This window comes from Bradyrhizobium sp. (genome assembly GCF_004799445.1).
Lineage (GTDB): Bacteria > Pseudomonadota > Alphaproteobacteria > Rhizobiales > Xanthobacteraceae > Bradyrhizobium.
Genome location: NZ_SSNA01000180.1, coordinates 25,673 through 42,724 on the forward strand (window position 1 = coordinate 25,673; position 17,052 = coordinate 42,724).

At 60.3% G+C, this 17,052-nt stretch carries 15 protein-coding genes; 12 read left to right on the top strand and 3 right to left on the bottom strand.

The window, feature by feature from the left end:
* Positions 1–376: 376 nt before the first annotated feature.
* A complete protein-coding gene (locus E8A46_RS23490; RefSeq protein ID WP_291566355.1) occupies positions 377–1,000 on the bottom strand; it encodes a hypothetical protein in 624 nt (207 codons plus the stop codon).
* A 448-nt stretch (positions 1,001–1,448) separates the two neighbouring features.
* On the opposite strand from E8A46_RS23490, the gene E8A46_RS23495 reads away from it, so the two are divergent.
* From E8A46_RS23495 to E8A46_RS23530, 8 genes are all read left to right on the top strand, one after another.
* Entirely contained in the window at positions 1,449–3,098 is a 1,650-nt protein-coding gene (locus E8A46_RS23495) for an outer membrane beta-barrel protein (RefSeq protein ID WP_291566357.1), read from the top strand.
* 68 nt (positions 3,099–3,166) lie between these two features.
* Positions 3,167–3,898, top strand: coding sequence for an outer membrane beta-barrel protein (locus E8A46_RS23500; protein ID WP_291566359.1), 732 nt, complete (start codon positions 3,167–3,169; stop codon positions 3,896–3,898).
* Positions 3,899–4,031: 133 nt separating this feature from the next.
* A complete protein-coding gene (locus tag E8A46_RS23505; RefSeq protein ID WP_291566361.1) occupies positions 4,032–4,799 on the top strand; it encodes an outer membrane beta-barrel protein in 768 nt (255 codons plus the stop codon).
* Positions 4,800–5,202: 403 nt separating this feature from the next.
* Positions 5,203–5,466, top strand: coding sequence for a hypothetical protein (locus E8A46_RS23510; protein ID WP_291566362.1), 264 nt, complete (start codon positions 5,203–5,205; stop codon positions 5,464–5,466).
* Positions 5,467–5,645: 179 nt separating this feature from the next.
* Positions 5,646–6,875 carry an efflux RND transporter periplasmic adaptor subunit gene (locus E8A46_RS23515; RefSeq protein ID WP_291566364.1) on the top strand — a complete coding sequence of 410 codons (1,230 nt, stop codon included), beginning with the start codon at positions 5,646–5,648 and terminating at the stop codon, positions 6,873–6,875.
* A 37-nt stretch (positions 6,876–6,912) separates the two neighbouring features.
* Entirely contained in the window at positions 6,913–10,071 is a 3,159-nt protein-coding gene (locus tag E8A46_RS23520) for a CusA/CzcA family heavy metal efflux RND transporter (RefSeq protein ID WP_291566366.1), read from the top strand.
* Between the two features lie 93 nt (positions 10,072–10,164).
* Positions 10,165–11,526, top strand: a complete 1,362-nt coding sequence (locus tag E8A46_RS23525; protein ID WP_291566368.1) for a TolC family outer membrane protein — start codon at positions 10,165–10,167, stop codon at positions 11,524–11,526.
* 152 nt (positions 11,527–11,678) lie between these two features.
* Positions 11,679–12,440: an enoyl-CoA hydratase-related protein gene (locus E8A46_RS23530; RefSeq protein WP_291566370.1), complete on the top strand. Its 762-nt coding sequence runs from the start codon at positions 11,679–11,681 to the stop codon at positions 12,438–12,440.
* A gap of 51 nt (positions 12,441–12,491) precedes the next feature.
* On the opposite strand, the gene E8A46_RS23535 is transcribed toward E8A46_RS23530, so the two are convergent.
* Positions 12,492–12,824, bottom strand: a complete 333-nt coding sequence (locus E8A46_RS23535) for a hypothetical protein (protein WP_291566372.1) — start codon at positions 12,822–12,824, stop codon at positions 12,492–12,494.
* 252 nt (positions 12,825–13,076) lie between these two features.
* Here E8A46_RS23535 and E8A46_RS23540 point away from each other — a divergent pair, with 252 nt between their 5' ends.
* On the top strand, positions 13,077–13,334 hold the full coding sequence (locus E8A46_RS23540; protein WP_291566374.1) for a hypothetical protein: 258 nt from the start codon (positions 13,077–13,079) through the stop codon (positions 13,332–13,334).
* Between the two features lie 303 nt (positions 13,335–13,637).
* Positions 13,638–13,850 (top strand): hypothetical protein, encoded by a 213-nt coding sequence (locus tag E8A46_RS23545; RefSeq protein ID WP_291566376.1) that lies wholly within the window; start codon positions 13,638–13,640, stop codon positions 13,848–13,850.
* A gap of 110 nt (positions 13,851–13,960) precedes the next feature.
* Here E8A46_RS23545 and E8A46_RS23550 read toward each other — a convergent pair whose 3' ends face one another.
* On the bottom strand, positions 13,961–14,848 hold the full coding sequence (locus E8A46_RS23550; protein ID WP_291566378.1) for a DUF2927 domain-containing protein: 888 nt from the start codon (positions 14,846–14,848) through the stop codon (positions 13,961–13,963).
* Between the two features lie 736 nt (positions 14,849–15,584).
* On the opposite strand from E8A46_RS23550, the gene E8A46_RS23555 reads away from it, so the two are divergent.
* Both E8A46_RS23555 and kdpA read left to right on the top strand, forming a co-directional pair.
* On the top strand, positions 15,585–15,674 hold the full coding sequence (locus tag E8A46_RS23555; protein WP_291566380.1) for a K(+)-transporting ATPase subunit F: 90 nt from the start codon (positions 15,585–15,587) through the stop codon (positions 15,672–15,674).
* Positions 15,675–15,757: 83 nt separating this feature from the next.
* Positions 15,758–17,052: potassium-transporting ATPase subunit KdpA (gene kdpA / locus E8A46_RS23560; RefSeq protein ID WP_291566382.1), on the top strand; the 1,295-nt coding region annotated here is incomplete at its 3' end.

Below are 17,052 nucleotides of genomic sequence, written 5' to 3' on the forward strand. Positions count from 1 at the left end.
CCAGCAACACTAGATCACAACGCCGAAAAATCAGATCGCAGGATAGGCGAACGCCGCCTGCAAGCCTTGATCGCCGTCAAATCACGCGTCGCTCCGATGTCGTCAACTACCCGGCAACGCCAGCATTCTCCAAATCGACGTAGAAAATCTATGTCGTTCATTGGCGAAAGAAATATAAAAGACATATATTTTTTGGTTGGTCGTGTGCCCGACATACGCCGTGGACGCGAACCAAGCGCGCGCAGGGCGGTTGCCGACCAGCGGCGGTCGCCATTTGCCGTCGGCCGCAAATCGCTGCCTGCGGAAAAGTGTGGTGAATTAGGCCTGCGTCGCCCCGCGCCGGCGTGGTGTTTCGGCTAATCCATCAAGCGGGGTTTCAGGCGGACGATGCCGCGGCCGGATGGTGCAGCTTCCCGTCCCGCGGGTGCTGAATCGCATTGACGTAGTTGAGCGCCATTTTTTCGCCGGCGAGTTGCGGCGCCGATGAGCGGTACAGCTCCGCTTCGCTGGCTTGCCGGCTCGCAGGCGGTGCGAGCGTCGCGATCGCGGCTGAGCTGATGTATTTTGGCGGATATAAATAGAATTCCATCAGGGGCGTATTTGGGCTGCGCGCGGTTCGCTTGAGGATCGCCTGAGCCCGGGATGCAGCTTGCGGATAGATCGCGCTCCAGCCTGCGAAGCTGGAGGCCAAGATTTCGAGTGACAATAGAGTCGTCGCTATCCGCACGAAGCCCTGGTTGGATTTCTTGGCACTTCGGGTCGTCGAGGCTTTCCGGAGCAGTAGCCGAAACTCCCGATGTGTTTCGATGAAGGGCCCGAGCCGGGCCTTCCACAGAATGTCCGGCAGGCACGTGTAGCCGTGCAGCTCGTGGTAGCTCTCGATCAGGCTCTGGCACTGTGCGGTCAGGCTGTTCGGCAAGAAGCTGAAGTCCAGGTTCTCGACCTTGTCGGCGACAGCCGCATCACTCGCGTCGTTCGCGCCCTCTGCCACGACATCCATCGTTCTGCCTCGCGCCGAGCGAACAGGTTTCGCTCATGCGTCGCAGCATAATGAGTCCTGACATATAGTTTCGATGGACAATCGCGCTTTTTTTAATAGAGAAAAAATATCCAAAAAGCCCATTGCGCGAGAAAAGCTCTGCGGTGATCGGGCTGAGTATGGCGAAAAAGACACACGAGACGGAAAATTACTCGTAGCTTACGTCGTGTATCGAAGGAAAAAGGCGAAATCCGGCAAATTTCGCTGTGAATTTCAGCACCGCAACAGGCAACTGATACTTCTTTGTGCGATTGTCGCCTAAATCACAATTTCAGATATTTTTTTTTAATGAAACGGCGCAGCAAACCGTATCGATTTACTTGCCTCCCCAACGAAAGATTACTCGCGAGGGTGAATGGACTCGCAAGAGCGCCTGAAGGCGCCCGTAACAACAGCTTGGGGCAAGACTATGAAAAGACTTCTTTTGGCGAGCGTCTCGTTGGCGGCGATGGGCTTTGCAAGCGCTGCATACGCTGCCGACGCCTCAGTGCCGGCCAAGGCGCCGGCTGGATGCAAGACCGTCGTCGATCCCTACAAGAATTATTCGTGCCTCGACGCTTACCTCGGCGCCACCTTCATGGAGCGCTTCGTCAATTATTACAGGCTCGAGTGGGGACATGACGTGGCGCCCGCCGATCCGAAGGCCCCTCCTGGTCGCCGCGACTACTGGCCGACAACGCCACAGAGCACGCCTCCGATGCCTTTCGCGGAATGGCCCTATGGCGGATCGACCAATCTCGGCGTGACGCGACCGAGTTCGGCCGACAGTCCGCTGATGGTCGCGCTGGGGAATACGGCTCCCGGTCAGTGGATGAACGACAACCACATCCAGGTGTATGGCTGGCTCAATGCCGGTGGCAACCTCTCGACCAACACGGTGCGCGGCGGCAACGTGCCGGCGGCGTATGATTACAACCCTAACACCGTGCAGCTCGATCAGGCCGTGCTCTACATCGAGCGGCTCCCCGACACGGTTCAGAAGGATCACATCGACTGGGGCTTCCGCCTCGCGCCGATCTACGGCGAGAACTACCGGTACACCACGGCGTTCGGGCTCTGGAGCTATCAGCTTCTGAACCAGAACAAGAACTACGGCTACGATCTGCCGATGGCCTATGGCGAGGTATTCATTCCGCAGCTTGCCGAAGGTCTCTTGATCCGGTTCGGACGCTTCATTTCGGTTCCCGACATCGAGGCGCAGCTCGCACCGAACAACTACATGTACACGCACTCGATGACCTATACCTTCGACAACTACACCAACACCGGCATCCAGACCACGCTCGCGGCGACCAAGAACTGGATGTTGCAGTTAGGCGTCTCGGTCGGCAGCGACACCATGCCTTGGCATGCCGGCGCGACGATCCCGAATCCGTTCCCGAACCCGCTCTATCCCGGAGCCACGATGCCGAAGGATCCGGGTGCGGTGCCAAGCGTTACCGCCGGCGTGCGCTGGACCAGCGATGACGGCAAGGACAACGTATACGTGGTGGGCGACGCCCTCAACGGCGGCCAGTGGGGTTACAACAACCTGCAATGGTTCGGCGTCACCTATTATCACAAGTTCAACGATCAGTGGCACCTCTCGTTCGAGACCTACAATCTGCACCAGAATAATGTGCCCAATGCGCTCAATCCCGCTGTTGTTGGGACGAACGGTTTGTGGTCGAACGGAGGCACGCCGTTCTCGCCGCAATACATGCCGTTCAACTCGCCGGGCCTCGCGCAGTGCAGCAATTCGGTGGTGCTCGCCTGTACGGCGTCGGTGCAGACCTACGTCTACTATTTGAACTACAAGCCGACGCCGCTGGACAATATCTCCTGGCGCGGCGAGTTCTATGACGACAAGCAGGGGCAGCGCACCGGCACCAAGACGCGATACGTCGAGACCGGCCTCGGCTGGCAGCACTGGTTCTCGCCCCAGATCGAGATCAGGCCCGAGTTTACCTATTACAAGTCGCTGGATGCGTTCGCCTTCAACGGCAATTCGAACCTCGGCATTCCGGCCAATCGGAACTTCGCCCTCGTCGGTGCGGCGGACATCATCATTCACTTCTGAAGCAGGACAAGGTCACGGCGGCCGCGGCCGCCGGATGTTTCGCCAGAACAATTCGATAGGGGATAACGATGAAACGAATTCTTCTCACCACCGTCTCGCTCGGTGTGCTGGGCCTGCTGTCACCGGCGCTCGGTGCCGATCTTCCGTATGCGAAGGCTCCGGTGGCGGCTGCGTCAGTCTATGACTGGGGTGGCTTCTATATCGGCGGGTTCGGCGGGGGCGGCCTCGGCAACCACAATTACAACAACGCCAACGGCCCTGCGGGCTTTGCAGATTTCACCGTCAACTACAACTCGACGGGAGCGCTCGGTGGCGGCGAGGTAGGCTACAACATGCAAAGCGGCAATTACCTGGTCGGTGTTGAAGCCAGTGGTTTCTGGTCCGGCATCAAGGGCAATGACGCGACCCTGCAACTCGGCGTGATCGATCAGAGCAACCTGCGTTGGGGCGGCTCGCTTGTTGGCCGGGGTGGCATCCTGGTCGACCGCTTGATGTTGTTCTTCACCGGCGGCTGGGCATTCGGCGATATTCTTCACACCAGTACCGCTCCCGGATTCCCCGTTGATCAGTTTACCAATCACCAAAGCGGCCTGACCGCGGGCGGCGGTATCGCCTATGCGATCACCAACAATCTGATCGGCAAGATCGAATATCGTTACTACGATTTCGGCAGGTTCGATCGAACAGGCAATCCGCTCACGCCGAACGGACAACTGCCCTACAGCGTTAACAGCACCTACTCGGTTGTGACGCTCGGCCTGGACTTCAAGTTTGGAGGTCCGGTCGTCGCGAAATACTGAGGGTTCGCCGTGATTGGCGCGTCCTTCGGGTCCTGCTCTGTCATATGAGAGAGCCGGTCCATCGGTTGAGGGAAGCAGCGACTGCTTCCGTGTTGAGGCGAGAAAATCGGATTTAGGATTGCAGGGGGAATTTATGTACCGACAGACGAAATTGGCTTTGGTCGCAGGTATTTTGATCGGTCTGGGAGCGACGGGCGTCGCCTCAGCCGCGGATATGGCGCTCAAGGCTGTCCCGGTGGCCGCGCCTCTGTACAACTGGACCGGCTGCTACCTCGGCGGCAATGTTGGCGGTGGCTGGACCCGAGTGGATACGATGCGGGTATTGCAAGATCCCGCCATCCCCGCAGCTGCAAACTATGGCCGTGAAAACGACAGCGGCTTTATCGGTGGCGGTCAGGCCGGCTGCGACTTCCAGACCGGCAACGTGGTGTTTGGCGTACAGGGCACGTTCGACTTCGGCAACATCAACGGCAAGCATGCACTCACGGACTTTCCGACGTTCTCGGAGACGAACAGTCTCAAGGCCATCTACACGGCGACGGGCAGGATCGGCTACCTGTGGACGCCGTCGTTTCTCGGCTACGTGAAGACCGGCTGGGCGTTGATGCAAAACAAGAATCAAGTATTGCAGCCGGGCGGCGCTCTCGCTGAGTCCGCTAGCTACTCGTTGCCTGGAATGACGGTCGGCGTTGGCGGTGAGTGGATGTTTACGCCAAACTGGTCGGTGTTCGTCGAGTACAATTATATGTGGATCGAAGACACGTCGGGACAGCACTTCACCGCGGCCGCGGGCTTGCTCCCGCCAGGCGAAGTCCTGAGTGTCAAACAGACCGCGCAGACAGCCCTGGTCGGCGTCAACTACAAATTCCACTGGGACGGTCCCGTTGTTGCGAAATACTGAATGCTGATTTGGGTAGATCAGCCTTGGGGTAGATCAGAGCAGTTTTTTCTGGAGGGGGTACGATTGACATGAATGCCAGGAATATACGGATCTTGTTCGTGACCGTCGTCGCTGCAGTCCTGACGGCTGGGATCTGTTTCGACGCTGTCGCGAAGTCTCACAAGAGGGGCCTTCACGCCCGTGGCGTCGCCTCCGAAAGCCAGGTGCAGCTGGCATCCCAACAGCCCACCCGGCTCGGACCGATGCGTTATTACGGCGGCCCGAAATCTCCGATGTGGCGTGGTCCGGCAGAGAACTAGACGCCTCAACCACTCGATCTGTAGCGCAACGCTGTGAGCGACGCGCAGTTGCGGCAGGGCCGCAAGAGCGCTTGAGGGCGCCAGGAGCAAGAGTTTCGGGAAAAATGATCGACCGTGCGGCCGACATGATCATTCCCTTCCGGGGCGTGAAGGTCTTTTTGCGGACCGATGAAGGTTTCCGCGCACGGCCGATCTTCGAGGTTGAAGCAGAAAATGCGTTGCCGCTGTTTGTCTATAACTTCGCTTTTGCTTGCCCAGGTCGGGGCAACAGAAGAGTATCTGGGCTAATCTGCGGGTTCTTTCCAGATTCGGCAATTTCTTTTCTGGGGGGCGAAGCCCGTAAGGTTGGTGTAATCGCAGTGCGGTAACGCCATAAAAGTCGCTGTGCAGCCTGCACGGCAGCGGTCGACACCGCTTGGACCGATACGGTACTATGGTGAGGCAAAATCGCTGATTTGGCGCGGTCCGGTCGAGAATCAGGGAATTGACACCGGCATGTCTCAACGAGGCGAACGAGGTCGTTTAGGTCAATGGGCGCTAACTCAATATGACAGCCGCGACGAATCGGATACCGCGACGGCTGGCCGTCGCGCTCGCGGTGGCCGCAGTGATTGGCGTGGGCGTGTTTGGCGTCAGCCGGCTGCTGATTCCGCACGCGAAATCCTTGGAAACCACGGGTCCCGCCAAGGCCGAGCTTCCGCGCTACGTGCCGAGCGCGGCGGAGTGGGCCAGCCTTACCGTTGAGCCGGTCACCGAGCGGGTGTTTCGGGCCGAACACGCCACCGAAGGCAAGATCGCTGTCAACGAAGACAGCTCGACGCCGATATTCTCGCCCTTCGCGGGCCGCGTGACCAAGCTTCTGGTAAAACCAAGCGACAAGGTCGAGCGCGGGCAGCCGCTGTTTATCGTCGAGGCCGCCGATACGGTGCAGGGACTGAACGACTTCGTCGCCGCCCTGAGCGCCTTGAACAGCGCACGCTCCAAGCTCAATCTGGCGCAGATTGTCGAGAAGCGGGCCAACGACCTCTACGCCGGCAAGGCGGTCCCGCTCAAGGACTGGCAGCAGTCACAGAACGATTTGAACACGGCGCAGAATGATGTGCGCTCGGCCGAGACGGCGCTGGAAGCCGCCCACAACCGGCTGCGAATCCTCGGCCGTTCCGAAGAACAGATCTCGTCATTTCAGCAAACCCGGCAAATCAGCGCCGACACCCCGATCTATTCCCCGCTCGAAGGGACGGTCGTCCAGCGCAAGGTCGGCCCGGGCCAGTTCATCAGCAGCGGCGCAAGCGACCCGGTGTTCGTGATCGGCGATCTCTCGACGGTGTGGCTGCTGGCCTTTGTACGGGAGACCGAAGCGTCCGGCGTCGCCGTCGGCCAGGAAATCACCTTTTCGCTGCTCGCCATGCCAGGCAGCCAGTTCAAGGCGCGCATCGACTACGTCGCGGCCGCGATCGATCCGGCGACCCGCCGGCTGCTGGTCCGCGCCACCATCGACAACAAGGACGGCCTGTTCAAGCCCGAGATGTTCGCCAATGTGACGATCTATTCCGGCGGAGATCACCCCTCGGTCGGGGTGCCCAAGCAGGCGCTGATCTATGAAGGCGACCGCGTCCGCCTGTGGGTCGTTCACGACGACAAGTCGATCGAGCTTCGCAACATCCAGACCGGCCTGACGAACGGCGATCTGGTGGAGGTCCGAACCAATCTGAAGGCCGGAGAAAAAATCGTCACCAGGGGCAGCCTGTTCATCGATCGGGCGGCCTCCGGCACCTAATCCGTCTCAACGTATCGCTTAACCAGATCCGGGTCGAATGGACCGTCTTGTCGCCTTTGCTGTTAGTCGCCGGTTCCTGATGGTAGGGCTGTTCGCAGTCGTTCTCATCGGCGGACTGGTCGCGTTTCAGCAGTTGAACATCGAGGCCTATCCCGATCCGACGCCTCCGATGGTCGATATCGTCACCCAGAGCCCCGGGCTGTCGGCCGAGGAGATCGAGCGCTACATCACGATTCCGCTGGAGACGCAGGTTGCCGGCATCAAGAATCTGAAAGTCATTCGCACGATTTCGCTGTACGGCCTGTCCGACGTCAAATTGCAGTTCTCGTTCGACTACACCTACGATCAGGCGCTGCAGCAGGTTTTGAACCGGCTGTCCCAGCTTGCGCCGTTGTTGAACAATGCCCAGCCGCAGATTTCCCCGCTCAGCCCGATCGGCGAAATCTATCGTTATCGCCTCGTCGGTCCGCCCAATTATTCGGTGCTCGATCTCAAGACATTGCAGGACTGGGTCCTGGTGCGGCGATTCAAGGTCGTGCCCGGCGTGATCGACGTCACCAGCTGGGGCGGCCGGACCAAGGTCTATGAGCTCCAGGTCGACTTCAACAAGCTGGTGGCGAATGGGCTGACACTGCCGCAGTTGCTGCAGGCCGTGAGCAATTCGAACGTCAACGTCGGCGGCAACACCGTCAACATCGGTTCGCAGTCCGCGGTGGTGCGCGGCGTCGGCCTGATCCGTTCCATCGATAGTCTCGCCAATACCATGGTTTCGTCGAACGGAGGAACCGCGGTGCTCGTCAAGGACGTAGCGACCGTTACGGTTGGCGAGCAGCCGCGACTTGGAATCGCCGGCCAGGACCAGGACGACGACATCGTCCAGGGTATCGTCCTGATGCGGCGCGGAGAGCAAAGCTCGCCGACGATTTCCAGGGTCGAAGAGCTGGTTGCGACCATCAACAACTCCACCATTCTCCCGCCCGGGGTCCGGATCGAGCGCATTTACGATCGAAAGGATCTGATCGAGACCACGACGAAGACCGTGCTGGAAAACATGGTGCTCGGCATTGTGCTGATCGTCGTTCTGCAGTGGCTGTTCCTCGGCGACCTGCGCAGTGCTGTTATCGTCGGCGCGACGATTCCGTTCGCGCTGTTCTTCGCGGTCAGCATCCTGGTGCTGCGCGGAGAGTCGGCCAATCTGCTATCGGTCGGCGCGATCGATTTCGGCCTGATCGTCGATGCCACGGTCATCATGGTGGAAGCGATCTTCCGGCGGCTGGCGCACACCAACCGGATGTCGGAGAGCGAACAGGCCGCGAGTTCCGCCAAGACCATCATGGACATGAAGCAGCACTCCATTCTTACTGCCGCGGCTGACGTGTCCCGGTCGATCTTCTTCGCCGCCGCGATCATCATCGCGGCGTTCCTGCCGCTGTTCACCTTAAGCGGCGTCGAAGGCAACATTTTCAGCCCGATGGCGCGTACCTATGCGTACGCGCTGGCGGGCGGATTGCTGGCTACCTTTACGGTCACGCCGGCGCTCTGCGCCATCATCCTGCCGGCCCATGTCGAGGAGACCGAAACGCTCATCATGCGGTTCCTGCACCGCCTCTATATGCCGGTGCTGGCGCGCTCGCTCGCCAACCGCCGAATCGTCCTTCTGGGAGGAGTGGCGCTGGTTATCATGACGGTTGTCGCCGTGCGTCTGCTCGGCCTGGAATTTCTGCCGAAACTCGAGGAAGGCAATCTCTGGATCCGGGCGACACTGCCGCCGACGATCTCGCTTCAGGAGGGCAATTCCTACGTCAACGAGATGCGCAAGGTGATTGCCGCCCGGACGGAAGTTGTTTCGGTGGTTTCCCAGCACGGCCGGCCCGACGACGGTACCGATGCGGCGGGCTTCTTCAACGCGGAGTTTTTCGCACCCCTCAAGCCGGCGAAGGAATGGCCCGACCGGGAAGACAAGGATGAACTGACGGCCCAGCTGCTTGCTCAATTGCAGGAGAAATTTCCCGGCGTCGAGTTCAACTTCTCGCAATATCTTCAGGACAACGTCTCCGAAGCCGTGTCCGGCGTGAAGGGGGAGAACTCCATCAAGCTATACGGCAACGACCTGCAGGCGCTCACCGATACCGCCAACAAGATCAAGTCCGTGCTGGCGACGGTGCAGGGAATTACCGACCTTGCGGTTTTCACCTCGCTTGGCCAGCCGACGATCCAGATCGACATCGACCGCGCGCGCGCCGCGCGTTACGGTCTTTCGCCCGGCGATATCAACACCACGATCCGCACCGCGATCGGAGGCGACAGCGCCGGCGACCTCTATGAGCCGGGCAGCGATCGCCATTTCCCGATCATCGTCCGACTGGCGCCGGAATACCGCAGGAGCGCCGAGGCCATCCAGAATTTGCGGATCGGCGCGCAGGGCCCGAACGGCATCACTCAGGTTCCGCTCAGCGAGGTTGCGACGATAAAGCTGGTATCGGGCGCGGCCTACATTTACCGTGAACAGCAGGAGCGCTATCTCCCGATCAAGTTCTCGGTGCGCGAACGCGACCTTGGTAGCGCCATCCAGGAAGCGCAGCAGAAGGTCGCCGCTCAGGTGCAACTGCCGGCGGGCTCGCGCGTCGAGTGGGTCGGCGAGTTCGGCAATCTGCAGGATGCCATCAAGCGGCTGTCGATCGTGGTGCCGATCAGTCTGGCGCTGATTGCGATGTTGATCTGGTTCAATTTCGGGTCCGTTGTAGACACTATTCTGACCATGAGCGTGATTCCGATGGCGGTCTTCGGCGGCATTCTCGGACTGCTCTTGACCGGCATCCCGTTCAGCGTTTCCGCCGCGATCGGATTCATCGCATTGTTTGGCATTTCGGTGATGGACGGAATCATCATCCTGTCCCAGTATAACCAGCTCATCGACGAGGGCATGGAGCGCGGCAGGGCGATCGTGCGCACCGGAGAGCTTCAGCTGCGGCCGGTGCTGATGACATGCGTGGTCGCCGGCATCGGATTGCTGCCGGCGGCGGTGTCGTCCGGAATCGGATCGCAGGTACAAAAGCCGCTTGCGGTCGTGGTGGTGGCGGGCATGATGCTGGCGCCTGCCGTTATCCTCATCACGTTGCCGGCGCTCATTTCAATGTTCTCGCGCCGGAGCCGGTCGGACCTGGCTTCGGAAGGCCATCTGGCACCCGCGGAATGACGGGCATCGTAACGGTCGAGGTAAGTGGTGAGTGACGTCGCTATCAGATGCGCTCCGGATTCCCGAAGAAAGGGATTCCACTTCGCTTGGCCGATGCTGTGCGTTGTCGCGGTCGCCAATCTGGTGATGATCGATCTGTCCGCGGCCGAAACCCTTCAGGAAGCGCTCGTGAAGGCCTATCAGGTCAATCCGCAACTCAACGCGGAGCGGGCGCGGCAACGCGGCACTGACGAAAATGTTCCGCAGGCGCTCGCGGGCTATCGGCCGCAGATTGTCGCGAGCCTGAGTGCTGGGCTGCAGGCGGTTCGCAACCTGTTGCCCGACAATACCGTCCAGGGCGCGACGCTGCGTCCGTGGACCATCGGCGTGACGGTCAACCAGATCCTGTACAACGGCAACAAGACCGCAAACAGCGTTCGTGTCGCGGAGTTTCAGGTCAAATCCGGGCGGGAGGCGCTCCGCAATGTCGGCCAGGGCGTCCTGCTGGATGCCGTGACCGCCTACATGAACGTGCTCGCCAATCAGGCGCTGGTGGAGGCGCAGCGCGCCAACGTTGCGGTGCTGCGTGAAATACAGACCACCACCAAAAGGCGTCTGGATGCCGGTGACGTTACACCGACCGATACGGCGCAGGCCGAGGCGCGGCTGAGTCGGGGATTGGCCGATCTCAACGCGGCGGAAGTCGTGCTCGCCATCAGCAAGGCAACCTATGCCGAGGTTATTGGCCAGCCTCCGTCGCAATTGGTACCGGCCTCGACGGTCGATGGCTTCTCACCGAATGCGTTGGCCGCGGCAAGGGAGGCGTCCAGCCACGAGCATCCGGCAATTCTTGGCGCCACTTTCGATGTTGACGTCGCTCAAACCACCATCAAGGTCGCGGAGAGCAGCCTGCTGCCGACCGTGTCGGTGCAGGCGAGCGCCAGCCGGGCCGTTCAGTCGGATTCGACGCTCTCCACCACCAACACCGACCAGGCTTCGGTGATCGGCCAGCTCAACGTACCGATTTACGACGGCGGCACCGCGGCTTCGCAAACCCGGCAGGCAAAGGAGTTGACGTCGCAGAGCCGCTTGGTGCTCGAACAGGTCAGAAACCAGACGCGAACCGCGGTCGTCAGCGCATGGGTGAGCAATGAAGGAACCAAGGTGGCGCTCACGGCGGCAGAGTCCGAGGTGCGCGCAGCCGGCATCGCGCTCCAGGGCGTCCGGCGCGAGGCGTCCGGAGGACAACGCACCACGATCGACGTTCTCAACGCCCAGCAGGATCTGACCAACGCGCGCACAAGGTTGATTCAAAGCCAGCGTGACCGCGTGATCGCGTCCTACACGCTGCTGAGCGCCGTCGGACGCCTCGACGTGCAGGTCCTGAAGCTGGAGACGCCGGACTATTTGCCTGAAGTTCATTATCATCAGGTGCGGGATGCCTGGCACGGGGTTCGTACGCCCTCCGGTCAATAGACTCATGGGCGGTTGCACGTCTGATTCGACCAAGGCCGGACAAGGGCCAGACAAGGAATGATCTCGATCAATGTCGAATGACATGTTTGAGTATCTGCTACTTGAGAAAGTACGCCGCCGATCAAATTATCCTCGCCTGATCCGGGAAAACCATGTCCGAGCACATTATTGTAACTGACGAAGATTCCACGCGAACGATCACCATGCGGCGTCCGGAAAAGAAGAACACGCTGACGCAGGAAATGTATCTTGCGATGAGCGATGCGATCGACACCACGCAATCAAATTCCGCGATCCGCTGTCTCGTCTTGACCGGGAGCTCGGGTGTTTTCACCGCCGGCAACGATATTTCGGACTTTCTGCAAGCCGCGACGTCCAAGGACGACGGGGCGCGGCCGAGAAACGCCGTCATCTTCCTGCAGTCGCTCGTCAACAACAGGAAGCCGATTGTTGCCGCGGTCGACGGCATCGCTATCGGCATCGGCACTACCATGGTGTTGCATTGCGATTATGTCGTCGCCAGCACGACAACGACCTTTCAATCTCCTTTCATTCAGTACGGCCTCGTACCGGAGGGCGCCTCCAGCCTGCTGCTGCCGCGAATGGTGGGCCACCAGCTCGCATTCTCCATGCTGGTGATGGGTCGGCCCACTAGCGCTCAAGACGCCCGTGCGGCCGGCTTCGTTAACACCATCGTTCCGCCGGGGCATGCCATCGTCGAGGCTCGAAAAGTGGCGCGCGAGATTTGCGCGCTGCCGGCGGACGCGGTCGCGATCTCTCGCAACCTGTTGAAGCTGCCGACCGAGGATCTCGTCCGGAGAATGGGTCAAGAGGATCATTTCTTCGGAGAGCGGATGCGGTCGCCGGAAGCCATCGCCGCGTTCCAGAACTTCTTTTTGCGGAAGAAAAAGTAGCCGGGATCGTCGCAAGCATCCACGCCCGAAAAATCGAAGTGAGGAAGGCACTTACCAGACGACGAAAGCGCAGAGCACCGCCAGCGGCACAACCGCAACGCCGAGATACATCCAGGTCCGGTACGCCCCGGCGTCCTTGGGCAGGATGAAAAGATTGACGACAAACCACGTGCAAACGCCGAGACCCAACAGCACGCGGATGAGATCGCCTGGTGTTTCGTGCACCGACCGGAGGTGTTCAAGCTGGGGGCTGGCCACGCGTGCGGTCACCACGATCAGCACAAGCAAAAACAGCGTGCGGAAAGCGACGCCTCCAACCCAGATAAGCATCGGTGGTTTGGGATCGGATTTCGCCGTATCAGCTTGATTTTCTTTCAGATTCATATTGGCGCGTATCGCCCATTCCAGCGGCAGCCTGCCTAAAAGGATATCTTTCGTAACGGTACCGCAGCAAGAGGCTATTTTATTTATATGGGGAGAACGAAACGACAGCCATGCTTACGCTTTGTCGGGCGGTGTTCCCGCGGAAGGTCCGGAGGACAGCTCCTCGGTTCGTGACCCCCGCCGGTCGAGGAAAGGGCTGTCCCCCTGCAAACTCTGGGGTTCAATGGTGTGTCGAGAACTGGAGAAAGGCGCATGAGCGGCAGAACGAAGGCGATCAAAATACCCATCGTCGCTGCGGCGATCATTTCGTTGGCCACCCTTCCCGCGTACGCGCAAGGCATGGGCAGGAAGGGCGGCAGCCATGCACCTCCCGGCGAAGCCCGCCCCAAGATCGATGAGAAAGCCTACAAAGCCGCGCTGGATCGAATTCCAACGCCCAAGCAGGGATACGATCCCTGGGGTCAGGCACGCCAGTCCGACCCTGCGAAAACACCGAATAAGCCAAACTAGCATCGACCGTCGTGGTTCGACTGTTTTGTCGAGCCAAGCTCCGCACGGAGAGTCTCATGCGGCGTTGCGGTAAAGACGCGCGTTGGATTCGTTTACCAATCCGTATTGCCCGCTTTTGAGTAACGCGCATCTTTGCTGATAGTTTATGCATTTGCTTACTGTTTGTTGCGCTTACCCAAGCTTAGGATCATCATTATCGCTGGAGACAACAAGACGTCGACAAGGCGTTAAGCAGAGGTCATTTGACCTAGGAAACGTTCAGTCCGGTTCGTTTGGGTTGTCTCAAACCAAATGGAGGCTGCAATGTATAAATCCCTAGCTGCCATCGCCGGAGCCCTCGCCATTCTCTGCGGAGCGCTCCTGGCATCCAACAGTGCCCAGGCGGGAGCTTCCGCCAGCGCGCCGTCGAAATACACCCGGGCGAATCAGCTGGCTGCCAATCAAGGGCAGACCACCAAGCGAAACGATTTCGGGATCACCGAATACTCGTCGTCGTCGGCACGAAACCGTCACTGACGCCGGCGATTTGACCGCTGAGCCCGCGAGCCACCAGGTGTGATGGCTCGGGATTGTCTTGTCGTGCGCTATCTCCAGCAAATCCGGTTCTCTCTTCTCCGGATCATGTGCTAGTCGCTTTCGACGGACCGGTGCCGCGCGTCCGCATGGCGCGGCAAATTGGTGTCGCGCACCCATGCGCGCGCCGTCGACAATACCTCGGGCAGCAGCGCATTGACCTCGTCCTTGGTCATGCCGGGGCGAATACGCGGGTCATACAGAATATTGAGAAGGTACTGGTCGTAGATATCGAAGAACCCCATCTGGACCTCGTCGTTGAACATGGTCCAGGGCACCGTGCGGTCGTCGTTGATGGCGCCGAGCGCCTGCAGCAGCTCCTCGTAGGCGCAGTCGTAGAAGGTGAAATCGCCGGCGTCGACCGGCAGGATCACCTCCGCGCGGCGGATGCGATAGCGCTCATCCTTGCCGATACCGGACAGACATTGTGGGCTGAGCGATTGTTGAATCCGCTTCGCCTTGTCGTTGCCGTACAGCGCGCGGATGGTCCGATCCAGATTGCGGTCGGCGACAAGCCGGACCACGAAATTGGCCGCCCGGCGGTCATTGGTGATCGCGACATCGAGATGGTTCACATGCGCGCGAATATCGTCAACGATCGCGGCGATCTCCGGACGCCGGTCGGGCGTCCCGCGGCTTTCCACGAAGATCCTGACCGGCTCGTCGAATTTTCGCACGCGTTCGGCCGGCGCGTCGAGTTGTAGTTCGGCGCCGAATGCGATCTTGAAAAAGCCGTCCCTGATTTCGTCGTTGGTGAAGTCGGTCCGCTCGGAGGCGCGCCGGCTGCTGATGTCGGGGTTTTCCGCATGGGCCGCGCCGCAGCCGATTCCGGCAAGCCCGATCGCGGCGAAGGCCGCCAGCGTCAGTTTGCGAGTGAGGCTCGCCTTCGCCGTGGTCGCCCTGAATGAAGCGGGCAGGGCATTCGCGAACTTGACCAGCATCGCCGTGATCCCACGAGGTTAAAAAATAATATCTTTCGGCGCGGCTGCGCTATTCCACCGAGCAAGATTCATACCGGTCGCCGATCATGAACGCCCGCCAACAACGGGCTTTTGCTCGCTGCACGCTTCGCGCCGGCAGCCAATCTATCGACGACGACATAGATTTTCGGGATGGGCAGGGATGGTTTGTTATAGGGATTCTGTGGGCGGCCAGAGCAATCCGCAAGACGGGCAAGCCGTGAGCTGGTCTTGCGGGCCGAGGCTCCGGGCTTTTCCCCATGCCATGCGGCAGGTGCGGCGGAGCTTCAAAATCAAACCGTCATTCTGCTGACGTAAAAGACCGGGTGACGGGAACAGCCGGCGGGAGCGGCAACTGAGCGCGGCCGGCGGCGCGCCGGAGCGGCTCGTCTTTATAAGATTCCTATAACTCCGCCTTCGCCGTCGCCTCGAAAACCTATGCGTGGAGTGGCACTTCAGCGCCACTGATACGGCCAAGGGCCGGGTTGGCGGCGGGCCCCCCGTCTTGATCCACCGCAATCCGTCGTCCGCGGCAATGCGCAATAAGTACAGGCAAGCAAGCGACCAGGAGCATTCCATGTTGGACATCGTCATGCTGGCCCTAGGGCTCGGCTTCTTCGTGGCGGCCGTCGGCTACACCTATGCCTGCGAGCGACTTTAGATTTTCTAAGGTTTTCCGCGCACGACGCGCGCGAACACGCATGGAAGGAACACCGCCATGATCTTCGATTACTCACTCGCCGGCCTCGTTTCCGTGGGGCTCCTGATCTACCTGACCTACGCGCTGCTGCGGCCGGAGCGGTTCTGAGACCCGCAACAGGCCTGCTTCGCGGCAACCGGTTCTCGACACGTCCAAACCCCAAGTTCTGAGCAAACTCAAGGCATACCACCATGACCGCCATTGGCTGGATCCAAATTCTGCTTTTCTGCGCAATCATCGCCGCGTTGGCCAAACCGCTCGGCTGGTACATGACGCGCGTGTTCAATGGCGAGCGCACCTTGCTCTCCCCGATTCTGCGGCCAATCGAGGCAGCGCTTTACTGGGTCGGCGGCGTCGATGAGAAGCGCGAGCAGCATTGGCTGACCTACACCATCGCCATGCTGTTCTTTCATGTCGGCGGCTTCCTGATCCTTTATGCGGTGATGCGGCTGCAGGCCGTGTTGCCGTTCAACCCCGCGGAACAATCCGCCGTCGCGGAGGACCTGTCGTTCAACACCGCGATCAGCTTCATCACCAACACCAACTGGCAGAACTACGGCGGCGAAAGCACGATGTCCTATCTCGTGCAGATGCTCGGCCTGACGCATCAGAATTTCCTGTCGGCCGCCACCGGCATCGCGCTCGCGGTGGCGCTGATCCGCGGCTTCTCGCGCTCCTCGATGCGCACCATCGGCAATTTCTGGGTCGATGTGACGCGCTGCACGCTTTATGTGTTGCTGCCGATCTGCGTCGTCTACACGCTGTTCCTGGTCTGGCAGGGCATGCCGCAGACCTTGGGCGCCTATGTCGACGCCACGACGCTGGAAGGCGCGAAACAGACCATCGCCGTCGGCCCGGTGGCCTCCCAGGTCGCCATCAAGATGCTCGGCACCAATGGCGGCGGCTTCTTCAACGCCAACGCCGCCCATCCATTCGAGAATCCGACGGCACTGTCGAACTTCGTGCAGATGCTCTCGATCTTCGCGCTCGGCGCGGCGCTGACCAATGTGTTCGGCCGCATGGTCGGCAACCAGCGCCAGGGCTGGGCGATCCTCGCCGTGATGGGCGTGCTGTTCATCGCCGGCGTCGCCGTCACCTATTGGGCCGAAGCCAGCGGCACCACCGCGCTCGATGCGCTTGGGCTGACCGGCGGCAACATGGAAGGCAAGGAGGTCCGCTTCGGCATCGTTGCGTCCAGCCTGTTCGCGGTCATCACCACGGCGGCGTCCTGCGGCGCGGTCAACGCCATGCATGACAGCTTCACCGCGCTCGGCGGCATGATTCCCCTGATCAACATGCAGCTCGGCGAAATCATCGTCGGCGGCGTCGGCGCCGGCCTCTATGGCATGCTGCTGTTCGTCGTGCTCGCGATCTTCGTCGCCGGGCTGATGGTCGGCCGTACCCCGGAATATGTCGGCAAGAAAATCGAAGCGCGCGAGGTCAAGATGGCGATGCTCGCCATCCTGGTGCTGCCCTTGATGTATCT

Excerpts from the sequence above, each read along its gene's own strand:
- E8A46_RS23490 (WP_291566355.1), bottom strand. The coding sequence starts at position 1,000 with ATGGATGTCGTGGCAGAGGGCGCGAACGACGCGAGTGATGCGGCTGTC.
- E8A46_RS23495 (WP_291566357.1), top strand. The coding sequence starts at position 1,449 with ATGAAAAGACTTCTTTTGGCGAGCGTCTCGTTGGCGGCGATGGGCTTT.
- E8A46_RS23500 (WP_291566359.1), top strand. The coding sequence starts at position 3,167 with ATGAAACGAATTCTTCTCACCACCGTCTCGCTCGGTGTGCTGGGCCTG.
- E8A46_RS23505 (WP_291566361.1), top strand. The coding sequence starts at position 4,032 with ATGTACCGACAGACGAAATTGGCTTTGGTCGCAGGTATTTTGATCGGT.
- E8A46_RS23510 (WP_291566362.1), top strand. The coding sequence starts at position 5,203 with ATGATCGACCGTGCGGCCGACATGATCATTCCCTTCCGGGGCGTGAAG.
- E8A46_RS23515 (WP_291566364.1), top strand. The coding sequence starts at position 5,646 with ATGACAGCCGCGACGAATCGGATACCGCGACGGCTGGCCGTCGCGCTC.
- E8A46_RS23520 (WP_291566366.1), top strand. The coding sequence starts at position 6,913 with ATGGACCGTCTTGTCGCCTTTGCTGTTAGTCGCCGGTTCCTGATGGTA.
- E8A46_RS23525 (WP_291566368.1), top strand. The coding sequence starts at position 10,165 with ATGCTGTGCGTTGTCGCGGTCGCCAATCTGGTGATGATCGATCTGTCC.
- E8A46_RS23530 (WP_291566370.1), top strand. The coding sequence starts at position 11,679 with ATGTCCGAGCACATTATTGTAACTGACGAAGATTCCACGCGAACGATC.
- E8A46_RS23535 (WP_291566372.1), bottom strand. The coding sequence starts at position 12,824 with ATGAATCTGAAAGAAAATCAAGCTGATACGGCGAAATCCGATCCCAAA.
- E8A46_RS23540 (WP_291566374.1), top strand. The coding sequence starts at position 13,077 with ATGAGCGGCAGAACGAAGGCGATCAAAATACCCATCGTCGCTGCGGCG.
- E8A46_RS23545 (WP_291566376.1), top strand. The coding sequence starts at position 13,638 with ATGTATAAATCCCTAGCTGCCATCGCCGGAGCCCTCGCCATTCTCTGC.
- E8A46_RS23550 (WP_291566378.1), bottom strand. The coding sequence starts at position 14,848 with ATGCTGGTCAAGTTCGCGAATGCCCTGCCCGCTTCATTCAGGGCGACC.
- E8A46_RS23555 (WP_291566380.1), top strand. The coding sequence starts at position 15,585 with ATGATCTTCGATTACTCACTCGCCGGCCTCGTTTCCGTGGGGCTCCTG.